We start from the raw sequence: 20,028 nt of genomic DNA on the forward strand, positions 1-20,028 counted from the left end.
GTAGAGGTACCAGCCTAAGCTCGACCTCTTCCCACACCATGATCAGACAACGATGCCACCGTCTTCAGCGCGCCATCGAGCATGTCGCCTTTCTCGTCTTTCAGCGCAGCTTCGCGCAACCGCCTGATCCAGTCGGCAGCGTCATCGCGGCTCCTGACCAGATCGAGCGCCGACAGCACGCGATCGAATTTGGACTGGGCGCGGAGGTGGGTGTCGCTGTAGCCCTTGATCAGCCGGCGGCAGTTCAAGATTTCGACGGCGAGCGCGTAGTCCTGAGGCGCGTGGCTGAGCGCCAGCGCAAACCAGCGCTCCAGATGCGCCGTCTCGACCTTGTGGCGCAACAGGCGCCGCCGCCAGCGGCGCAGGCCGCCAATCAACCAGAGGACCGCAAAGCCGGCAAAGCTGTCGGTGCGGATGCGCCGGCCGCGATTGATGCGCCGGTCGAGAAAGCCGGCAAGTTTCGGCCGGTTCTCGATGTAGCTGCCAAACCCCGCCGGCAAGGTGCCGCAGAACTCCTCGATGCGCGGATGGAAATATTCGGTCACTTGCAGGATGGAGCCGTCCTTGACGCCCACCTCCTTGCGCACCCGCCGGTCACGCGTCGAACGTGTCTTGAGATCGGCGACGCGGATCATGTCGTCGTAGCACAGCGCGTTGGCCAGATGCTTGGCGGCAGCGATGGACAATGCATGGGCATGTTCAGCGCTATCCAGCGCGACCGCCTGGTCGAGCCGGTCGAGATACTCGCCGCCATAGGAGATGTCCTGGTAGTCGACGACCTTTCTCAGGCCCCGGAGCGCCATGTCGCGCACCGCCGCGGGCATCAGGTCGATGCGGGCGGCCAGCGCCTGCCAACCCTGCAGCAGGTTCGGCGGACCGCTCACGCGCCCTGAACCCGGAGCGGGGTCGACCGTGGCCGGTTCTGCCGGCTGTGGCGCGGGGGCCGTCGTACCGCGCGCGCGGTCGTAGGCGACGGCGAAGGCAGCAAGGCTGGCTTTCGCACCCCGGCCGCCGGCGCCGATCGCTTGCTCATAGCTTTCACGCGTGAACGGCAATGCGTCGGAGCCGGCCAGCGCGCCAAGCAGACTGGCCGAGATCATTGAGCCATTGTCCGCGGCGATCTTTTCCATGTCGAAGGCGATGAAGCGTTTCGATGCAGCTTCCGCCGTCGCGCGTACCTTGGAAGACGAGGCCCGGCCGTCACCCGGCTCGATCTTTTCCGACACCGCGGCGATACGGTGCGAGGAGGTGATCAGCGTGGTGCGATCGGGCGTGACGAAGCCCCTGATGATGGCGCGGCCGGCTTCCATCAGCTCGGCGGCGATCAATATGTCGACATCGCCTTGCGAAGGCGAAAGGGCAAAGACCGGCAGCCGGCCGGTGTCGCGGGCCATCTCGACGTAATAGATCGTAGCGCCGGTGCGCTGGGCGACGCCGGCGACCGAGGTCGATTGCGCGACATAGGAATTGCGCTCGGCGACATCGGTGATCCAGTCGGCGAGCACGCCGCCGCCCTGGCCGCCGACCGCGAGCAAAGCGAGTTTGATCACCGGCTCGGTATCGGCGGCATCGGATTTCGGGCGCAAGGGCGAAGCCTGGTCAAGCATCGGCGAACGTCAACCTGCGGCTTTCACGGCGCCGCTGCAGCAGGCCGATCACGGCGCGGCGCGTGCCTTCCAGAAAACGATCCCAGCGGCGGGGATTGTGCACGACATCGGCGCGGTAGAAGGAAGGGCACAGCACCGCTGCATCCGCCACTTCACCGCAATTGCCGCAGCCGACGCAGCTCTGGTCGATCGATGCCACCGGATCGTCGCGCAACGGATCGTCGAGCGACTTTACCGACAGCGACGGGCAGCCGGACAGCCGCATACAGGCATGGTCGCCGGTGCAGATATCCTCATCGACGCCGAACTTCGGCTTGACGACGCGAGTCCCATCCTTGATCGCCTTGTCGACCAGCGGCTTTTCGCGGCGCTGGCGATTGAGCATGCATTCAGACGAGGCAACGATGACCTTGGGACCCTTTTCGTCCGTCGTCAGCGCCTCACGTAACGTGTCCTGCATCTTGGTGATGTCATAGGTGCGGTCGACATGGCGCAGCCATTTGACGCCCATGCCCTTCACCGCCTCGGTGATCGGATGCTTGGTCGACTTGGTCTTGTTGCCCGCACGCGACGACAGGATGTCCTGCCCACCGGTGGCGGCGGAGTAAAAATTGTCGACGATGACGATGACGCCGTCGTTCTTGTTGAAGACCGCGTTGCCGATCGAGGAGGTCAGGCCATTGTGCCAGAAGCCGCCATCGCCGACGAAAGAGATCGACCGCCGTTTGGCGTCGGGCGAATTGAACGCCGATGCCGATGCCGGCCCCAGCCCGTAGCCCATGGTGGTGGCGCCGAGCTCGAAAGGCGGCATGATCGAGAACAAATGGCAGCCGATGTCGGATGCGATGTGGTGGTTCCCGAGTTCCTGCTCGACCAGCTTTGTCGCGGCAAAAATCGGCCGCTCCGGGCAACCGATGCAGAAGCCTGGCGGACGTCCCGGCACGACGTTGATCAGGTCCGCGGCGTCAACGCCGTCGCCGACCTTGTTGGGCGCGCGCACCTCACCCGGCAAGAGATGCGGGGCCTCGGCGCGCAGGAAGGCGCCGATGCCGTCCAGCATGACCTGGCCGGTATATTCGCCGGCCATCGGCAGATACTCCTTGCCGACCAGCCTGGTGCCGCGCCCGGCCTTGTGCAGCATGGCGGCAAAGGCCTGCTCGATGTAGTTGGGCTGGCCCTCCTCGACCACGAGCACCGCCTGCTTGCCTTCGCAGAAGGTGAGGAACTCGTCATCGATCAGGGGATAGACGGCGTTGAGAACGTAGAGCGGCACATCCGTCTCGCCATAGGTGTCGGCAAGGCCGAGCCGCTGCAAGGCGCGGATGACCGAATTGTACATGCCGCCCTGCATGACGATGCCGACCGAGCCATGGTCCGAACCGAAGAATTCGTTGATCTTGTTCTTGGCGATGAACTCCACCGCCGCCGGCCAGCGCTTCTGCACCTTCTCCTTCTCGTGCAGGAAGGAGGCGGGCGGCAACACGATGCGGCCGGTGTCGCGGCGCGGCGCGTCGAGCGCATCGGCCACCGTCATCGGCGGGCGCTTGTTGTCCTTGGCGATGAAATGGCCATGCACATGGCAGCAGCGGATGCGCACCTGCAGCATCACCGGCGTGTTGGATGCCTCGGACAGCTCGAAACCATCCTCCACCGCCTTGACGATCGACGGCAAATTGGGGCGCGGGTCGAGTAGCCAGACCTGGCTCTTCATGGCGAAGGCATGGCTGCGCTCCTGCATGATCGAGGAGCCTTCGCCATAGTCTTCGCCGACGATGATCAGCGCGCCGCCGGTGACGCCGCCGGAGGCGAGGTTGGCCAGTGCGTCGGACGCGACATTGGTGCCGACGGTCGACTTGAAGGTCGCCGCACCGCGAATGGGGTAATGCACCGAGGCCGCCAGCATGGCGGTGGCGGTGGCTTCCGAGGCGCTCGCCTCGAAATGCACCCCGAGTTCGCCCAGAATCTCCTGTGCGTCGGCCAGCACGTCCATCAGATGGCTGATCGGCGCGCCCTGGTATCCGCCGACATAGCCGACGCCGCATTGCAGCAGCGCCTTGGTGATGGCGAGAATGCCTTCGCCCGCAAACTCCTCGCCGGCGCCGAGCCGGAGCTTTTCGACTTCCTTGGCAAAAGACCGTTCGGCCATTTTTCCAACCTTCCGTTGCCGCCGAAACTTGGCAGCGCGTACGTCTAGATTTCGTGCTTGCGAATGTTCTTGAGCATCTTCAAGAGCGTCGCGATCAGTGCTGCATATTCGGCATCGTCGACATCGTCGAACATTGCCTCGAAGGCGTCATGCATAGCCGGCCAGGCGCGGGTGAACTCTGCGCGGCCCTCATCGGTGAGGAAGACATGGCGGATGCGGCTGTCGGTGACGCCTTGCTCGCGTCGCACGAAGCCTTGTCCCTCCAGCGTGTCGAGCGTGCGGCTCAAGGTCGACTGCTCTATGACGGTGTAGACCGAGAGGTCGTTGACGGTGACGCCGTCGGTGACCGACAGCACGGCCAGCGTGCGGACCTGCGGAATAGTCAGGCCCTGCTTGCGGAAATCGTCGCGCAAGGTGGCGTTGTAGCGCCCCATGATGCGGTTCATCAGATAGGGCGCGAATTGCTGCAGGCCGATCTGGCCGAGGGTCGAGATGCGCTGGCGCTTTTCCAGAACCTTCTGCTCCATCACAGCCTCCCCGCCAGGAGAAAGCCGGAACCGCCACCGAGGCCCGCGCCTGGATGGGTCGAGGCGCCGATATGGTAGAGGTTCTTGATGCCGGTCTGATGGTTGCGGCTGGTCTTGAACGGCCGCCAGAGGAACGACTGGTCGATAGTCGACGAGCCGCCATAGGGGTCGCCGCCGACCAGATTGATGTTCATCGCTTCGAGATCGGCCGGCGAATAGGCGCGGCGCGCAATGACGCTATCCTTGAAGCCGTCGATGTGGCTGGCGAGGATCGCCTCCGCGCGGTCGGCATAGGCCTCGCGCAGCGCGTCGGTCCAGCGGCCGCCAGCCGGTGCATGCAGCGTGCCTGCGGCATCGCCCTTGATGTGACGGGGCGCCTCGGGCAGTTGCAGCCACAGAATTGCTTTGCCAGGCGGACAGCGCGACGGATCCAGCGCATGCGGCTGGCCGACGCAGATGGTCGGCACTTCCGGCAGCATGCCGCGCGCGGCTTCGTTGCAGGCTTTCGAGACGCCGTCGAGCCCCGGCGTCAGGTGCAGCAGCGCCACCTTGTCGAGGCCTTCGCCGCGCCATGACGGCGGCTTGGCCAGCGCATAGTGGATCTGGAAATTGCCTTTGCCGTAGCGATATTTCTGTGTCGCCTCGACCTCGGCTTTGGGAGGATCCGCGCCGAGCAGCCGGCCGTAAAGCTGCGTCGGCGTGACCGAGCAGATGACGCTCTTGTTTGCTGTAATCGTTTCGTCGGATGCCAGCCGCACGCCGGTCGCGCGGCCACCGCTCTGGACGATCGAGGCGACATCGGCGCCGGTGCGGATTTCGCCGCCGCGTTCACGGATCAAGGCTTCGAAGGCGGCGAGCAGGGTCTTCGCCCCGCCCTTGACGATCGGCGCGCCGGCCGCTTCCAGCGCGAAGGCAATGACCTTGGCGATCTGCCCTGAGAAAGCATCTTCCGGTCCAAGCCCGGCATGCAGCACCCAGGGCGCCCACAGCGCGCGGATTGTCTCGGACTGATAGGTGCTTTCCAACCAGCTGCGCGCCGGCACCAGTGCCTCACCCAGAAAAGCGGCAAGGCCACGCGGGCTGCGCCGCCAGGCATTGCCGGCCAACAGCTTGGCTGTCGGATAAGACCACAGGCTGCCGCCGAGCAGGCCGAACAGCAGGCCGGCATTGCGCTCGATGCTGCCGACATCGTCGGCGTGCCGGTCGCCATCGCCGGGGGCGATCGCATTGATTGCAGCGACGTTGGCGGCGCGGTCGGTGGTGAGCACGGCATGGCTGCCGTCCGGCCGCAGCACGCCGGTTGGCGTGCCGGTGTGACAGAACTCCAGCCCGTGCCGCGCGAGATCGCTGCCCAATGCCGCAAAGGCCGGCGAGGTGATGAACAGCACGAAGGTGGTCGCCATCACGTCATGGATGAAGCCGGGCGCGGTGATCTCCTCGGTACGCATGCAGCCGCCGATGCGGTCGTTGCGCTCGAGGACGAGCACCTTCGCGCCCTTGCCGCCAAGCATCGCCGCGCAGACCAGCGCGTTGATGCCGCTGCCAACGATGATGTGATCCGGCTGGCTCACCTCAGCGTGCTTTCTCAGCCTTTCGACACCAGCGCCAGCGCGCGGATCGGGCTGCCGGTGCCATGTTCGATCTTGAGCGGTGCGGCGATCAGGATGGCGCCCTTCGGCGGCAGCTGGTCGAGGTTGCAGAGGCTGGCGAGGCCATAGCGATTGGCCTTGTGCATCAGCGTGTGCGCGGGAAATGGTGGCTCCATGCCGCCGGCCTTGCCGGCATCGGTGCCGATCGTCTCCGAGCCCCAGCCCTTGATATCCTTGCTGATCAGATACTGGATGGCTTCGGCCGTCGGACCTGGCGTATGCGGGCCGGTCTCATTGGCGTTGAGGAATTCGGCTTCCGAACCATTGCGTTTGTACCAGTCGGTGCGCATCACCACCCACTCGCCGGCGTTGATGGCGCCATGCTTGGCTTCCCACGCCTTGATGTGGTCGACGGTGAGCAGGAAATCGTGATCGGCGGCGGCTTCCTTCGAGCAGTCGATGACATTGACCGGGCCGACGAAGTTCTGCGCCGGAATGGTGTCGGTGGCGCCGTCCGGATAATCCTTGCCGCTGATCCAATGCTGCGGCGCATCGAAATGCGTGCCCGAATGCTCCCCAAGCTTCAGCCAGTTCCATGCCCACCACGGGCCGTTCTTGTCATAACGGGAGATGTTATGGATCTCGACCTTTGGCGTGTCGACGGCAAGCTCCGGCGGCAGCTTGATAAGAGGCGTGTCGGGTCCGAGTTGCGCAGAGAGGTCGACCACCCTGATGGCGCCTGAAAGCAGCTGGCCGGCGACTTCGCCGAGGAGTTTTTGCGTGTCCATGGTCTGAAGTTCCCTCTTTCTGGTGAAGATCAAGGCTCGTCTCGGCCCTTAATATCCTACTAGACGAAAACATATGCATCTGCAATTATCTTTAAGCATAAAGGAAATGGGAACGGGGCGTGAGCGAGTTCGACGCCATCTTTGTCGGGGCGGGCCACAACAGTCTGGCATGCGCTGCGCATCTGGCACTCAAGGGCTGGAAAACCGGGATTTTCGAGCGCAGTGCAGCAATCGGCGGCGCCGTCCAGACACACGAATATACGCTTCCCGGCTTCCGCCACGATTTCGGTGCGATGAATCTGAGCCTGTTCGCCGGCTCCGCCTTCCACCGGAAATATGCAAATGAATTGAAAACCCACGGGCTGGAGTTCGCGCCGGTCGCCGATTGTTTCGCCAGCGCCTTCCCAGACGGACGCTGGTTCGGCGTCAGCAACGACCTGGAAAAGACCGCCACGCGCATGGCCGCGTTCTCCGCTGCCGATGCCGAGACGTGGCGCAAGCTCGTTGCCGCATTCCCTGATGAGGCCGAGCATCTGTTCCGGCTGCTGGGCTCGCCGATGAGTGTGCGTGCGCTTGCCGGCACCGCCTGGAACCTGTGGCGCAAGAAGGGTATCTCAGGCGCGCTCGACACCGGTCGGCTTTTGCTGTCATCGCCTCGCGCCTGGTTGGAGGAAAATTTCGAGTCTGCGCATGTGCGGGCAACGCTCGCCACCTGGGGCATGCATCTCGACTTTGCACCCGACATCGCCGGCGGCGCCGTGTTCCCCTATCTGGAATCGATGGCCAACCAGACCTTTGGCATGGTGCTGGGCAAGGGCGGCGCCGACACGATCATCCGGGCGCTGGCAGGTATGGTCACCTCGGCGGGCGGCAAGATCGTTACCGGGGCAGAGGTTGCCGAAATCACCGTTTCCGGCGGCAAGGCGACCGGCGTCCGGCTCGCCTCCGGTGAGACGCATACGGCAAGCAAGGCGGTCATTGCCGGGGTCGCGCCCAGGGCGCTGACCGGCAAGTTGCTGCCCAACGGTTCCGGCGACACCGGCTTCGACACGGCGATGCAGAAGTTCCGGCACGCGCCGGGCACGATGATGATCCATCTGGCGCTCGACGACCTGCCGGACTGGCGCGCCGGGGCCGAGCTGCGGCAGTTCGCCTATGTGCATCTGTCGCCCTCGCTCGACGCGATGTCGCGCACCTATCAGCAGGCGATGGCGGGCATGCTGCCGGACGAACCGGTGCTGGTCGTCGGCCAGCCGACAGCGGTCGATCCGTCACGCGCGCCGCAGGGCAAGCATGTGCTGTGGGTGCAGGTGCGCATGCTGCCCGCCGAAATCCTGGGCGATGCGGCCGGCAAGATCGCGCCCGCGCATTGGGATCAGGTCAAGGACGTCTATGCCGAACGCGTGCTCGACACCATCGAGATCTACGCACCCGGACTGCACGCGAAAATCCTCGGCCGTGCAGTGTTCTCGCCAATCGACCTCGAGCGTGAGAACCCCAATCTCGTCGGTGGCGACCAGGTCTGCGGCAGCCATCATCTGGCGCAGAACTTCTTGTTTCGCCCGGCGCGCGGCTATGCCGGCTGGAACACGCCGGTCGCCAATCTGCACCTCACGGGCGCCGCGACATGGCCGGGCGCCGGCAGCGGCGCGGCCTCGGGCTACATGCTCGCGCAACAGCTTGGCGGGAGGTAGCTCGGAAGATTTCAGGAGGGCGACGAGAGGCAAGGCGCTGCTGCCCACGAAGCCTGAAGCTATGAACTGGTAGTGCCGCGCAAAGACAACAAACAACAAGGGGAACGACCATGACAATCAACAGACGCGAATTGCTGGGATACAGTGCCGCGGCACTTGGTGCGGCCGCAATCGGCCTGCCGCAGATCGCCAAGGCAGCGGGCGAACTGACCATCGCCTATAACGTCAACCTGCCGTCCTGGGATCCGACCACCGGACCCTCGGCCGTCAACCCGACGATCCAGGGCCTCTACCAGTCGGTGTTCGACCAGTTCATTCCGCAAAAGCCGGACCTGTCCTTTGCGCCTGGCCTGCTCACCGAATGGGGCTGGAACGAGGATCGCACCAAGGTGACGATGACGGTGCGCGAAGGCGTGACCTGGCATGACGGCTCGCCGTTCACGCCCGACGACGTGGTCTGGTCGCTGCAGCGGGCGGGCGACGAAAAGACCGGCAATCCGATCCAGTTCGTCTGGAAGAACGTCAACAATTTCAAGATCGACGGCAACAAGATCACCGGCGACGTCGTGCAGTTCGATCCGGTCTATTTCAAATGGATGTCGTTCCTGACCGGCTACATCCTGCCGAAGGCCTACTACGAGAAGGTTGGCGCGGAAGGTTTCGAGAAGGCGCCGATCGGCACCGGCCCGTACATGGTGGAAAAATTCGAGCGAAATGCTTTCCTCCGACTGAAGGCCAACCCGCACTATTGGGGCGACAAGCCGGCCTTCGAGAATGTGACGATCAAGTTCGTCACCGACGCGGCGAGCCGCGTTGCCGAGATCGAATCTGGTTCCTCGCAGGTGACCCTGGAGGTCCCCTATGAAGAGTATGACCGGCTGATCGCCAAGGACGGGCTTGCCGGCTCGTGCAAGCCTGTTTCCGACATCGGCATGATCTTCTTCAATGACATTGAAGCGATGCTGGACAAGAACGTCCGCCAGGCCGCTGTCATGGCTGTGGACAAGGAGCTTCTGGTCAAACGGCTGCTGCGCGGCTATGGCCAGCCGATCGCTACGCTGGAGACCCCGGAGTACACGGCCTTCGACGCCTCGATCAAGGTCGAGCACAATCCGGAAAAGGCCAAGGAGCTGCTCGCGGCTTCCGGCTATTCGCCGGAAAAACCGGTCAAGTTCACCATCCAAACGACCAAGGGCTTCAAGCCCAAGGATTATGAGATGATCCAGGCGATCGTCGGCATGTGGCGCAAGGTCGGCATCGAGGCGACGATCGAGGTCTACGAGATCGCCAAGCACTATGAACTGCGCGCCGCCGACAAGCTGGCGCCGGCCGCCTTCTACAATTGGGGCAACGCCATCGGCGACCCGACGACGTCGACGGGTTTTGCCATGTATGGGCCGAGCCCGCACTCGGTGTGGGACAGCCAGGACCTGATCGACATGATCAATCCGCTCTGGGGCGAGAAGGACGAGGCCAAGCGCATCGCCGGCTGGAAGGCTGTCGACAAGTATATCGCCGAGCAGGCCTATGTGCTGCCGCTGATTCAGTATGCGCAACCTATCGTGCATGCCAAGGGCGTCAACGTGGTGCAGCATGTGTCCGGCGCGCTGCTGCCGGCGCTGATGACCCCGGCCTGATATCGGCTTGTGGGCGCCACCCTTCGCTGAGCGGCCCCCTCATCCGGCCCTTCGGGCCACCTTCTCCCCGCTGGGGAGAAGAGACCAGCTCAGCTGTCCGTGACCTCTTCTCCCCTCGGGGAGAAGGTGGCCGCGAAGCGGACGAATGAGGGGGCTCTTCGTTAGAAACGCACTGGGCCAACACCAGAATGCTCCTGCAACGATTCCTGATCCGTCTGCTGACGATGCTGATCACGCTGTTCGGCGTGGCTGTCGTCGTCTTCATCGTGATCCGCGTCGCGCCTGGTGACCCGATCGCCATGATGCTGCCCCCCGGTGCGACAGATGCCGACATCGACCGGCTGCGTGCACTCTACGGGCTCGACAAGACCATCGTGCAGCAATTCTTCATCTGGCTGTCCGGCGTCGTCAGGGGCGATTTCGGCACCTCGATTTCGCTCAGGCAAGATGTGCTCAGCCTTGTCTTCAATCGTTTGCCGGCAACGCTGGAACTTGCCATCATCGCGCTCGTCATGGCGGTTGGGCTCGGCGGCACGACGGCGATCCTCGGAGCCCGCGAGCGCGGCACGGCGGTCGAAGCCGGCATCGATATCGCCAGCGGCGCCGCCCTTTCCATTCCCGATTTCCTGTGGGGCCTCGTGCTGATCCTTTTGTTTGGCGTGCTGGTGCCGATCTTCGATATCTCCGGCCGCGTGTCGCCGCAGCTCGATCTGCCCTTCGTCACCCAGTTCTATTTCTTCGAGAGCTTGCTTCGGCTGCGCTTCGACCTGACCTGGGATCTGCTGAAACACATGCTGATGCCCGCAGTAGCCTTGGCATTGCCGCTGGCGGCAATCATCGCGCAGTTGCTGAAACAGTCGCTGAAGGAAGTGCTTGACCTCGACTATGTCGTGCTGGCCCGGGTGAAGGGGTTTTCGGAAACGCAGGTTATCCTGCGCGAGGCGCTGAAGAACGCTGCCTTGCCGACACTGACTCTCGTCGGCGTCCAGTTCACCTTCCTTGTCGGCGGCACGGTCATCGTCGAGCGGCTGTTTTCCTACGAAGGGCTCGGCAACATGGCGATCGATGCCGTCATCAACCGCGACCTGCCGCTGATCCAAGGCATCGTGCTGGTGTTCGCGCTGCTGTTCGTGCTGATCAATCTTGGCGTCGACATGATGTACGCGCTGCTCAATCCGAGGCTGCGCCATGGATGAGGCACGCATCGCCCGGCGCGGACTCGGCCCGAGGCTGTCGCTGGCCGGCGGCTGGCTGCTGCTGGCGCTGCTGGCCGCGATCTTCGCGCCGCTGGTCGCACCGCAGGACCCGCTGGCGCAAGACCTGATGCTGGAACGGCTGCCGCCATTCTGGATGAGTGGTGCGGAATCCGGCTATTGGCTGGGCACCGACAGCCTCGGCCGCGATCTCCTCTCCCGGCTGATCTTCGGCGGCCGTATCGCCTTCATCGTCGCTTTCGCGGCGGCGATCGCCGCCTGCCTTGTCGGCTCGACGCTCGGACTGGTCGCCGGCTATTTCGGCGGCTGGGCCGACCGCATCATTTCACGCATCGTCGACGTCTGGATGGCATTCCCGCCGGTGCTGTTCGCCATCCTGCTGGTCGCGGTGCTCGGCACCGGCCTCACTTCCGTCATCCTCGCCATCGTCATAATCGACTGGACGCGCTTTTGCCGGGTGATCCGCGCCGAAGCGATGGGCCAGTCGCGCATGGACTATGTCGAGAACGCCCGCATCGCCGGCTATGGCCGCATCGGCATCATGCTGCGCGAGGTGCTGCCCAATGTGGTGCCGTCGATCGTGGCACTGCTGTCGCTGGAGATGGGCATCGCCGTCATCGTCGAGGCCATCCTGTCCTTCGTCAATCTGTCGATCTCGACCGACGATCCGACCTGGGGCGGCATCATCGCCGAGGGCCGGCTGTCGATCCATCAGGCCTGGTGGGTGCTGGTGTTTCCGCTTGTCACGCTGATCCTCACCGTGCTGTCGTTCAGCCAGTTCGGTGAGGCGCTGAAGACACGCTTCGATCCGGTGCTGCGATGAGCGCTTGCCTGGATATTGCCAATCTGAGCGCCGTGCTGCCGAACGGCCAGCGCGTGCTGCGGTCGGTGTCGCTCTCCGTGCAGCCGGGTGAGGTGCGTGCTCTTGTTGGCGAGAGCGGCGCCGGCAAGACGATGATCGGCAAGGCGGTGCTCGGTGTGCTGCCGTCAAGCGTGCGCATCGTCGAAGGCGCCATGCAGCTCGAAGGCGAAGACCTCGGCAGGCTGCAGCCCAAGGCAAGGCGCACGCTGATCGGCGCTCGCACGGCGCTGATCCCGCAAGATCCGTTGACTGCGCTCAACCCGTCGCGCCGCATCGGTCCGCAGATGACTGACCGGCTGGTGCGCATTCTCGGCTGGAACGGTGACAAGGCGGACAAGCGTATCCGGCAATTGTTGGATGAGGTGCAGATCCGCGATCCCGACCGGGTGCTGAAATGCTATCCGCACGAGCTGTCCGGCGGCATGCGCCAGCGTGTGCTGATCGCCGCCGCCTTCGCCGCCGAGCCACGGCTGATCGTTGCCGACGAGCCAACAACCGCGCTCGACGTGACCGTGCAAAAGCAGATCCTGCGCCTGATCGCCGAGCTGCAGCGCGAGCATGGCACCGCGATCCTGTTCGTCACCCACGATCTCGGCGTCGTTGCAAAGATCAGCCAGCAAGTGTCTGTGCTCTACGCCGGCAAGGTGGTGGAAGAGGCTGATACAGCCGCTCTCTTCGCCGCGCCTGAGCATCCCTATACGCGGGCATTGATAGCCGCCACGCCACGCTACACCCATCCCTTGGCCTCGCTGAAGCCGGTGGACGAGACCGTGCTGGCCGGGCTTGCCGCCGAGATCGGCGCGGCAGACCAGGCGTGGAGGCGGCCGCATGGTTGAGCCGCTGTTTTCCGTGCGCGGGCTGAAGGTGGCGCTGCCCGACATGACCCGCAAGCCGCTGATCGGCCGCGCGCCGCTGGCCGAGATTTTGAAAGGACTGGACTTCGATCTGCCGAGAGGTTCGGTGACCGGCATCGTCGGTGAATCCGGGTCCGGAAAATCGACGCTCGGCCGCACGCTTGTCAGACTTCTGGAGCCGAGCGTCGGCAGCATCCATTTCGAGGGCCGCGATATCGCCCATCTGCCGGATGCGGAGCTGCGACCTCTGCGCCGCGACCTGCAGATGATCTTCCAGGACCCGATGTCGTCGCTCAACCCGCGTCGCACCATCGCCGGCATCATTGCCGCGCCGCTCAAGCAGAATGGGCTTGGCGACAGGCTTAGGGAACGCGTCGCCGAGGCATTGCATCGCGTCGGCCTGCCGCAAAGCTTCGCTAGTCGCTATCGTCATGAACTGTCGGGCGGGCAGCGCCAGCGCGTCGGAATTGCGCGCGCGTTGGCGCTTTCGCCGAAATTCGTGCTGGCCGACGAGATCGTCTCCGGCCTCGACGTATCGACGCAGGCGCAGATCCTCACCCTTTTGGAGAGACTGGCCGCGGAGATGGGGCTGACGGTCGCCTTCATCAGCCACGACCTGTCGGTCATCCGGCGGCTGTGCCAACAAGTGATCGTCATGCGCGAGGGCGGGATCGTCGAGGCGAGCGCCACCGATGCGCTGTTCGACAATCCCAGGGAGACCTACACGCGCGACCTGCTTGCCGCCATCCCACTGCCTGAGATCGACGCCGACTGGTTGCGGCCAGCAACGAAAGCGCCGGCATAGGACTGTTCACCCACCACGCCGAACAGCGGGCTTCGGACGTGCATGAGGGCAAAATCAGCCCGCGAACGGAGGGTAATATGAATTACGCAGCCCGCGGCACGATGCTTGCCGCGATCCTGTTCTGCTCGATGGGAACGGCTTCGGCCGATGCGATCCCCGGCATGCGCGGCCACGACCACACCGGCATCACGGTGCCCGACATGAAGCAGGCAGTCGACTTCTTCACCGAAGTCGTCGGCTGCGAGAAGGCGATGTCGTTTGGTCCGTTCGCCGATGACAAGGGCACCTTCATGCAGGATCTTCTGGGCGTCGATCCGAAGGCTGTCATCGAGCAGGTCACCATGGTGCGTTGCGGTTATGGATCGAACATCGAGCTGTTCAAGTACACTGCGCCTGACCAGAAGGATTTGACTCCGAAGAACAGCGATATCGGCGGCTTCCACATTGCCATGTATGTCGATGATGTCGCCGCGGCGAAAGCCTATCTCGACGGCAAGGGGGTGAAGACGCGGATGGGTCCGCTGCCGGTCAAGGAAGGTCCGGCGGCCGGCCAGACCATCCTCTATTTCCAGGCGCCATGGGGATTGCAACTGGAGGCGATCAGCTATCCCGATGGGATGGCCTATGAGAAGGGTGCCGAGACTGTGCTGTGGAGCCCGAAGAACCCGGACAAGTGATTTCCAGAGCGCGCTTGCGGGGCCAGCCCGCAGGCGCGCCACCCGTGTCCAGCAATCGTTCCAACATGAAACTTTAAGCTTGAAATATTTTATCTCCGGCGCGATACTTGATATGCAGCAAGCGAAGAGGAGATCGCACGGATGAAGGTTGCGGTTCTCGGTGGCGGACCAGCCGGCCTCTACTTTGCCATTTCAATGAAGCTGCGGGACGCCGCCCACGAGATCACGGTGTTCGAGCGCAATCGCGCCGACGATACGTTCGGCTGGGGCGTCGTGCTGTCGGCCGAAACACTCGACAACCTTGCCAAAAACGACCCGGTCAGCGCTGTCTGGATCAAGAAGCATTTCGCCTATTGGGACGACATCGCCGTCATCCATGACGGCGTGCGCACGGTCTCGTCGGGCCACGGTTTCTGTGGCATCGGCCGCAAGCGGCTTCTGGTCCTGCTGCAGCGACGCGCGCGCGAACTTGGCGTGAGGCTGATGTTCGAGAGCGATATCGCCGACCCTCAGCCCTATATGGCGACGCATGATCTGGTCGTCGCCGCCGATGGGCTGAACTCAAGGGCGCGCAACACCTTCGTCGAAGTCTTCAAGCCCGACATCGACACCCGCAAATGCAAATTCGTCTGGCTCGGCACCAACCAGAAATTCGACGACGCCTTCACCTTCATCTTCGAGAAGACCGAGCATGGCTGGGTGTGGGCGCACGCCTATCAATTCGACAGCGAGACAGCGACCTTCATTGTCGAGTGCAGCGAACAGACCTGGGCTGCCTTCGGCTTCGGCGCCATGTCGCAGCAGGAATCCATCGCCGTCTGCGAGCGCATCTTTGAGAAACATCTCGGCGGCCACGCGCTGATGACCAATGCCAATCACATCAGAGGTTCGGCCTGGATCAATTTCCCGCGCGTGCTGTGCGAACGCTGGTCCTACAAGAACCTGGCTCTGATGGGCGACGCGGCGGCCTCGGCACATTTCTCGATCGGCTCCGGGACCAAGCTCGCATTGGAAAGCGCGGTGGCGCTGGCCGAATATGTCAAAACCGAACCGGACCTCGACGCCGCCTTCCGCAAGTATGAGGATGCGCGCCGCACCGAGGTGCTGAAGCTGCAGTCGGCGGCGCGCAATTCGCTGGAGTGGTTCGAGGAGGTCGAGCGCTATCTCGGCCTCGATCCGGTGCAGTTCAATTATTCGCTGCTGACCCGCTCGCAACGCATCAGCCACGAGAATTTGCGGCTGCGCGATGCCAAATGGCTTGAAAGCGCCGAGGAATGGTTCCAGCGCCAGGCAGGGGCAGGCGGCAACAGGCGGCGCCGGGCACCGATGTTCGCGCCGTTCAAACTGCGCGACATGCAGCTCAACAACCGCATCGTCGTTTCGCCGATGGCGCAGTACAAGGCAGTCGATGGCTGCCCGACCGACTGGCATTTCGCCCACTATGCCGAGCGTGCCAAGGGCGGCGCCGGGCTTGTCTATATCGAGATGACCTGCGTCAGCCCGGAAGGACGCATCACGCCCGGTTGTCCCGGCTTCTATGCGTCCGAACATGAGGTGGCGTGGAAGCGGCTGGTCGATTTCGTCCACACCGAGACCGAGGCGAAAATCTGCGCCCAGATTGGCCATTCCGGGGCCAAGGGCTCGACCCGTGTCGGGTGGGAAGGCACCGACGTGCCGCTCGCCTCGGGCAATTGGCCGGTCATGGCGGCCTCGGCGATTGCATGGTCGCCTGAGAATCAGGTGCCGAAAGCCATGGACCGCGCCGACATGGACGAGGTGCGTGACCAGTTCGTCGCGTCCACCGAGATGGCAGATCGCTGCGGTTTCGACATGCTCGAGATCCATGCCGCGCATGGCTATTTGCTGTCGTCCTTCATCACGCCGGTCACCAACCAGCGCACGGATGAGTATGGCGGTTCGCGGGAAAATCGCATGCGCTATCCCCTGGAAATCTTCCATGCGGTGCGCGCCGCCTGGCCGACGCGAAAGCCGATCTCGGTGCGCATTTCGGCCAATGATTGGGTCGGCATCGAAGGTGTGACGCCGGCCGATGCGGTGGAGATCGCGCGGATGCTGCACGAAGCCGGCGTCGACATATGCGACGTCTCGGCAGGCCAGACCTCGATTGCCGCCAAGCCTGTCTATGGCCGAATGTTCCAGACGCCGTTCTCGGACCGCATCCGCAACGAGGTCGGCATGGCGACGATGGCGGTCGGCAACATCTACGAGCCGGATCATGTCAATTCGATCCTGATGGCCGGCCGCGCCGACCTGGTGGCCCTGGCACGGCCGCATCTCGCCGATCCCTACTGGACGCTGCATGCAGCCGTGACGCTCGGTGATCGTGGTGTCAAATGGCCGGATCCCTATCTGCCCGGACGCGACCAGATCTACCGGCTGGCCGAGCGCGATGCGGCGGCGGGGCTGAAAGTATGACGACGGCCTTGGCGATTTCAGGCAAACATGCGCTGGTCACTGGCGGCGGCTCCGGCGTCGGCCGGGCCATCGCGCTCGTGCTGGCCGAGGCCGGCATAGAGGTGACCATATGCGGGAGGCGCGACGCCGAGCTTGCCAAGTTGGCCGGCGAGAACGACCGCATCCACGCCATGTCAGCCGATGTCACCGACGAGGCGGCGATGATTTCGCTCTACGCGCAAGCGGAAGCCGTGCGCGGCCCGTTCGACATCGTCGTCGCCAATGCCGGCATGGCCGGCAGCACGCCGGCGCACAGGACCTCGCTTGCCGACTGGCAGCGGACGCTCGACGTCAATCTGACCGGCGCCTTCCTGACGGTGAAGCCGGCGCTGGCCGGCATGGCCGCGCGCAAGGCGGGCCGGATCGTCTTCGTCGCCTCGACCGCAGGGCTGAAAGGCTACGCCTATGTCGCGCCCTACGTGGCGGCCAAGCATGGGGTGGTCGGGCTGATGCGGGCACTGGCGGCCGAGACGGCGAAATCCGGCGTGACCGTCAACGCCGTTTGCCCGGGCTTCGTAGAGACCGGCATGCTGGAGGAGTCCATTCAGCGCGTCGTCGAAAAGACCGGCCGCTCAGTCGAGCAGGCGCGGGCGAGCCTTGCCTCGACCAACCCGCAAGGCCGTTTCATCCAGCCGCAGGAAGTTGCCTCAGCGGTGCTCTGGCTGTGCGGCGATGCGGCTGCGTCGATTACCGGACAAGCAATTTCGATCTCAGGAGGCGAAACATGGTAGCCGGCCCATTGCCCGCGCCGTCGGGACCCGGCAAGGACCGGCTGCGTCTCTGGATCAGGCTGCTGCGCGCCTCGCGCACGATCGAAGCGGAGCTGCGCGAGCGCCTGAAGAAGGAATTCGATACGACGCTGCCGCGTTTCGACGTCATGGCCGCCCTCTACCGCGCGCCGGAAGGCATGCTGATGAGCGATCTGTCGCGCTTCCTGCTGGTATCCAACGGCAATGTCACCGGCATCGTCGACCGGCTTGTTTCGGAAGGGGTGGTCGCGCGCGCGCGCCGCAATGGCGATCGCCGCACATCCATGGTGCGACTGACCGACGAGGGTTCCAAATCTTTTGCCGCAATGGCCGCGGCGCATGAGGGTTGGATCGGAGAATTGCTGGCCAAGGTCAGCGAGGAGGATGCGCGCCGGCTGACCGGCATGCTGACCTCGTTCCGCAGCAACTGGGAGGGACGCGAATGAGTTCGATGGCCGGCCTCAAGCCGAAGCACTTCCTTTGGGAAGTCGAAGGCAGGATCGCCAAGGTGCGGCTCGACCGGCCGGAGCGCAAGAATCCGCTGACCTTCGACAGCTATGCGGAACTGCGCGACACGTTCCGCGATCTCGTCTATGCCGACGACGTCGACGCCGTGGTGTTCCTGCCCAATGGCGGCAATTTCTGCTCGGGCGGCGATGTCCACGACATTATCGGCCCATTGGTCAAGATGGACATGAAGGAATTGCTCGCCTTCACCCGCATGACCGGCGATTTCGTCAAGGCGATGCTCAACTGCGGCAAGCCGATCATCGCGGCGGTCGACGGTGTCGCGGTCGGCGCCGGCGCCATCATCGCCATGAGCGCCGACATCCGCATCGCCACGCCGGAGGCCAAGACCGCTTTCCTGTTCACCCGCGTCGGCCTTGCCGGCTGCGACATGGGCGCCTGCGCGATCCTGCCGCGCATCATCGGCCAGGGCCGTGCCGCCGAATTGCTCTACACCGGCCGCACGATGACGGCAGCGGAAGGCGAGCGCTGGGGCTTCTACAACAGGCTGGTCGATGCCGCAGTGCTCGAGGCCGACGCGCTCGAGATGGCGGCGCGCATCGTCTCGGGTCCGACCTTCGCGCACGGCATCACCAAGACGCAGCTCAACCAGGAATGGTCGATGGGCCTCGACCAGGCGATCGAAGCGGAAGCGCAGGCGCAGGCGATCTGCATGCAGACGCGTGACTTCGAGCGCGCCTACAAGGCCTTCCTCGCCAAGGAGAAACCGGTGTTCGAGGGCAATTGATGGCTGACAAGAGTTTCCTCAACTGGCCGTTTTTCGAAGACCGGCATCGCGAACTCGCCGAACGCCTTGATGCCTGGTGCGCCAGGAACCTGCCCGTCGATCACCACGACGTCGATGCCGCCTGCCGCGAGCTGGTGGCGAAACTTGGCCGCGACGGCTGGCTGAAGCCGACGGCGCTCGATACCGACAATCCGGGACCGCTCGATGTCCGCACCTTGTGCATCACGCGCGAGACGCTGGCGCGCCATGACGGGTTGGCCGACTTCGCCTTCGCCATGCAGGGGCTCGGCACCGGCGCGCTCAGCCTGTTCGGCACACCCGACCAGCAGCAATGGCTGGCAAAGACCAGGGCCGGCAAGACGATTTCCGCCTTCGCGCTTTCGGAGCCACGCTCCGGGTCGGATGTCGCCAACACCGAAATGACGGCGAGCCGCGATGGCGACTTCTATATCCTCAGCGGCGAGAAGACCTGGATTTCCAATGGCGGCATTGCCGATCTCTACGTCGTCTTTGCCCGCACCGCCGAGGCACCGGGTGCCAAGGGACTTTCCGCCTTTCTCGTACCCGCTGATACCAAGGGGCTTGGCATTGCCGAGCGCCTTGAAGTGATCGCGCCGCATCCGCTGGCGCGGCTTTCCTTCGATCAGGTCCGGGTGCCGGCTTCGGCGCTGATCGGCAAACCGGGAGACGGCTTCCGCATCGCCATGTCGGTGCTTGACGTGTTCCGCTCCACGGTCGGCGCGGCGGCACTCGGCTTTGCCCGCCGGGCGCTGGACGAAAGCATCAGCAGGGTGGCCGAGCGCAAACTTTTCGGCGCTCCGATGGCAGAGCTGCAGATGGTGCAAGGCCATATCGCCGACATGGCGCTGGACATCGATGCCGCAGCGCTGCTGGTCTACCGCGCTGCCTGGACCAAGGACATGGGCGCGGCTCGTGTCACCCGCGAGGCGGCGATGGCCAAGCTGTTCGCCACCGACAAGGCGCAAGAGGTGATCGACAAGGCTGTGCAGCTGCATGGGGGGGACGGCGTCCGCAAGGGCCATATCGTCGAGAGCCTCTATCGCGAGATCCGCGCGCTACGCATCTACGAGGGCGCATCCGATGTGCAGAAGGTGGTGATCGCACGGCAGGTGATGGGCGCGGCCTGAC

17 protein-coding genes and 1 pseudogene are annotated in these 20,028 nt (G+C 64.2%); 13 read left to right on the top strand and 5 right to left on the bottom strand.

The genetic code is table 11. The annotated features are described in order from the left end of the window. Nucleotides 1–14: 14 nt before the first annotated feature. The 5 genes from NKJ80_RS17375 to NKJ80_RS17395 are packed head-to-tail and all read right to left on the bottom strand — an operon-like array spanning nucleotide 15 to nucleotide 6,657. Complete coding sequence (locus tag NKJ80_RS17375; RefSeq protein WP_023834933.1) at nucleotides 15–1,607, bottom strand: indolepyruvate oxidoreductase subunit beta family protein; 1,593 nt, start codon at nucleotides 1,605–1,607, stop codon at nucleotides 15–17. Then, a complete protein-coding gene (locus tag NKJ80_RS17380; protein ID WP_023834932.1) occupies nucleotides 1,600–3,753 on the bottom strand; it encodes a thiamine pyrophosphate-dependent enzyme in 2,154 nt (717 codons plus the stop codon). Before NKJ80_RS17380 ends, NKJ80_RS17375 begins: the two co-directional genes overlap by 8 nt. A gap of 44 nt (nucleotides 3,754–3,797) precedes the next feature. Then, nucleotides 3,798–4,280, bottom strand: a complete 483-nt coding sequence (locus NKJ80_RS17385; RefSeq protein WP_023726247.1) for a MarR family winged helix-turn-helix transcriptional regulator — start codon at nucleotides 4,278–4,280, stop codon at nucleotides 3,798–3,800. Next, nucleotides 4,280–5,851: a phytoene desaturase family protein gene (locus NKJ80_RS17390; RefSeq protein WP_023827956.1), complete on the bottom strand. Its 1,572-nt coding sequence runs from the start codon at nucleotides 5,849–5,851 to the stop codon at nucleotides 4,280–4,282. Before NKJ80_RS17390 ends, NKJ80_RS17385 begins: the two co-directional genes overlap by 1 nt. A gap of 14 nt (nucleotides 5,852–5,865) precedes the next feature. Next, complete coding sequence (locus NKJ80_RS17395) at nucleotides 5,866–6,657, bottom strand: cyclase family protein (protein ID WP_352498013.1); 792 nt, start codon at nucleotides 6,655–6,657, stop codon at nucleotides 5,866–5,868. Between the two features lie 119 nt (nucleotides 6,658–6,776). On the opposite strand from NKJ80_RS17395, the gene NKJ80_RS17400 reads away from it, so the two are divergent. The 13 genes and pseudogenes from NKJ80_RS17400 to NKJ80_RS17455 all read left to right on the top strand — a co-directional run bounded on the left by NKJ80_RS17400 (nucleotide 6,777) and on the right by NKJ80_RS17455 (nucleotide 20,027). Beyond that, complete coding sequence (locus tag NKJ80_RS17400; protein WP_023827958.1) at nucleotides 6,777–8,351, top strand: phytoene desaturase family protein; 1,575 nt, start codon at nucleotides 6,777–6,779, stop codon at nucleotides 8,349–8,351. Nucleotides 8,352–8,461: 110 nt separating this feature from the next. Further along, a complete protein-coding gene (locus NKJ80_RS17405; protein ID WP_352498014.1) occupies nucleotides 8,462–9,988 on the top strand; it encodes an ABC transporter substrate-binding protein in 1,527 nt (508 codons plus the stop codon). A 33-nt stretch (nucleotides 9,989–10,021) separates the two neighbouring features. Beyond that, nucleotides 10,022–10,134 (top strand): annotated as a pseudogene (locus tag NKJ80_RS31475) (endonuclease domain-containing protein); the annotation flags it as partial. A gap of 42 nt (nucleotides 10,135–10,176) precedes the next feature. Next, complete coding sequence (locus NKJ80_RS17410) at nucleotides 10,177–11,184, top strand: ABC transporter permease (protein WP_352498015.1); 1,008 nt, start codon at nucleotides 10,177–10,179, stop codon at nucleotides 11,182–11,184. Then, the gene (locus NKJ80_RS17415; protein ID WP_352498016.1) at nucleotides 11,177–12,025 is read left to right on the top strand and encodes an ABC transporter permease; all 849 of its coding nucleotides are present in this window, start codon (nucleotides 11,177–11,179) and stop codon (nucleotides 12,023–12,025) included. Before NKJ80_RS17410 ends, NKJ80_RS17415 begins: the two co-directional genes overlap by 8 nt. After that, complete coding sequence (locus tag NKJ80_RS17420) at nucleotides 12,022–12,900, top strand: ABC transporter ATP-binding protein (RefSeq protein ID WP_023695186.1); 879 nt, start codon at nucleotides 12,022–12,024, stop codon at nucleotides 12,898–12,900. The genes NKJ80_RS17415 and NKJ80_RS17420 overlap by 4 nt, the downstream gene beginning before the upstream one ends. Continuing rightward, complete coding sequence (locus NKJ80_RS17425; protein ID WP_352498017.1) at nucleotides 12,893–13,723, top strand: ATP-binding cassette domain-containing protein; 831 nt, start codon at nucleotides 12,893–12,895, stop codon at nucleotides 13,721–13,723. Before NKJ80_RS17420 ends, NKJ80_RS17425 begins: the two co-directional genes overlap by 8 nt. Nucleotides 13,724–13,800: 77 nt before the next feature. After that, nucleotides 13,801–14,400 carry a VOC family protein gene (locus NKJ80_RS17430; protein ID WP_023667800.1) on the top strand — a complete coding sequence of 200 codons (600 nt, stop codon included), beginning with the start codon at nucleotides 13,801–13,803 and terminating at the stop codon, nucleotides 14,398–14,400. 141 nt (nucleotides 14,401–14,541) lie between these two features. Next, complete coding sequence (locus NKJ80_RS17435) at nucleotides 14,542–16,836, top strand: bifunctional salicylyl-CoA 5-hydroxylase/oxidoreductase (RefSeq protein WP_023667801.1); 2,295 nt, start codon at nucleotides 14,542–14,544, stop codon at nucleotides 16,834–16,836. After that, nucleotides 16,833–17,606 (top strand): SDR family NAD(P)-dependent oxidoreductase, encoded by a 774-nt coding sequence (locus NKJ80_RS17440; RefSeq protein ID WP_023667802.1) that lies wholly within the window; start codon nucleotides 16,833–16,835, stop codon nucleotides 17,604–17,606. The genes NKJ80_RS17435 and NKJ80_RS17440 overlap by 4 nt, the downstream gene beginning before the upstream one ends. Beyond that, complete coding sequence (locus NKJ80_RS17445; protein WP_023667803.1) at nucleotides 17,600–18,070, top strand: MarR family winged helix-turn-helix transcriptional regulator; 471 nt, start codon at nucleotides 17,600–17,602, stop codon at nucleotides 18,068–18,070. The genes NKJ80_RS17440 and NKJ80_RS17445 overlap by 7 nt, the downstream gene beginning before the upstream one ends. Next, nucleotides 18,067–18,879, top strand: a complete 813-nt coding sequence (locus tag NKJ80_RS17450; RefSeq protein WP_023667804.1) for an enoyl-CoA hydratase family protein — start codon at nucleotides 18,067–18,069, stop codon at nucleotides 18,877–18,879. Before NKJ80_RS17445 ends, NKJ80_RS17450 begins: the two co-directional genes overlap by 4 nt. Further along, complete coding sequence (locus NKJ80_RS17455) at nucleotides 18,879–20,027, top strand: acyl-CoA dehydrogenase family protein (protein ID WP_023667805.1); 1,149 nt, start codon at nucleotides 18,879–18,881, stop codon at nucleotides 20,025–20,027. The genes NKJ80_RS17450 and NKJ80_RS17455 overlap by 1 nt, the downstream gene beginning before the upstream one ends. The last annotated feature ends 1 nt before the right edge of the window (nucleotide 20,028 follow it).

It is taken from the genome of Mesorhizobium sp. M0030, assembly GCF_040323695.1.
In the GTDB taxonomy this organism is placed as follows: Bacteria; Pseudomonadota; Alphaproteobacteria; order Rhizobiales; family Rhizobiaceae; genus Mesorhizobium.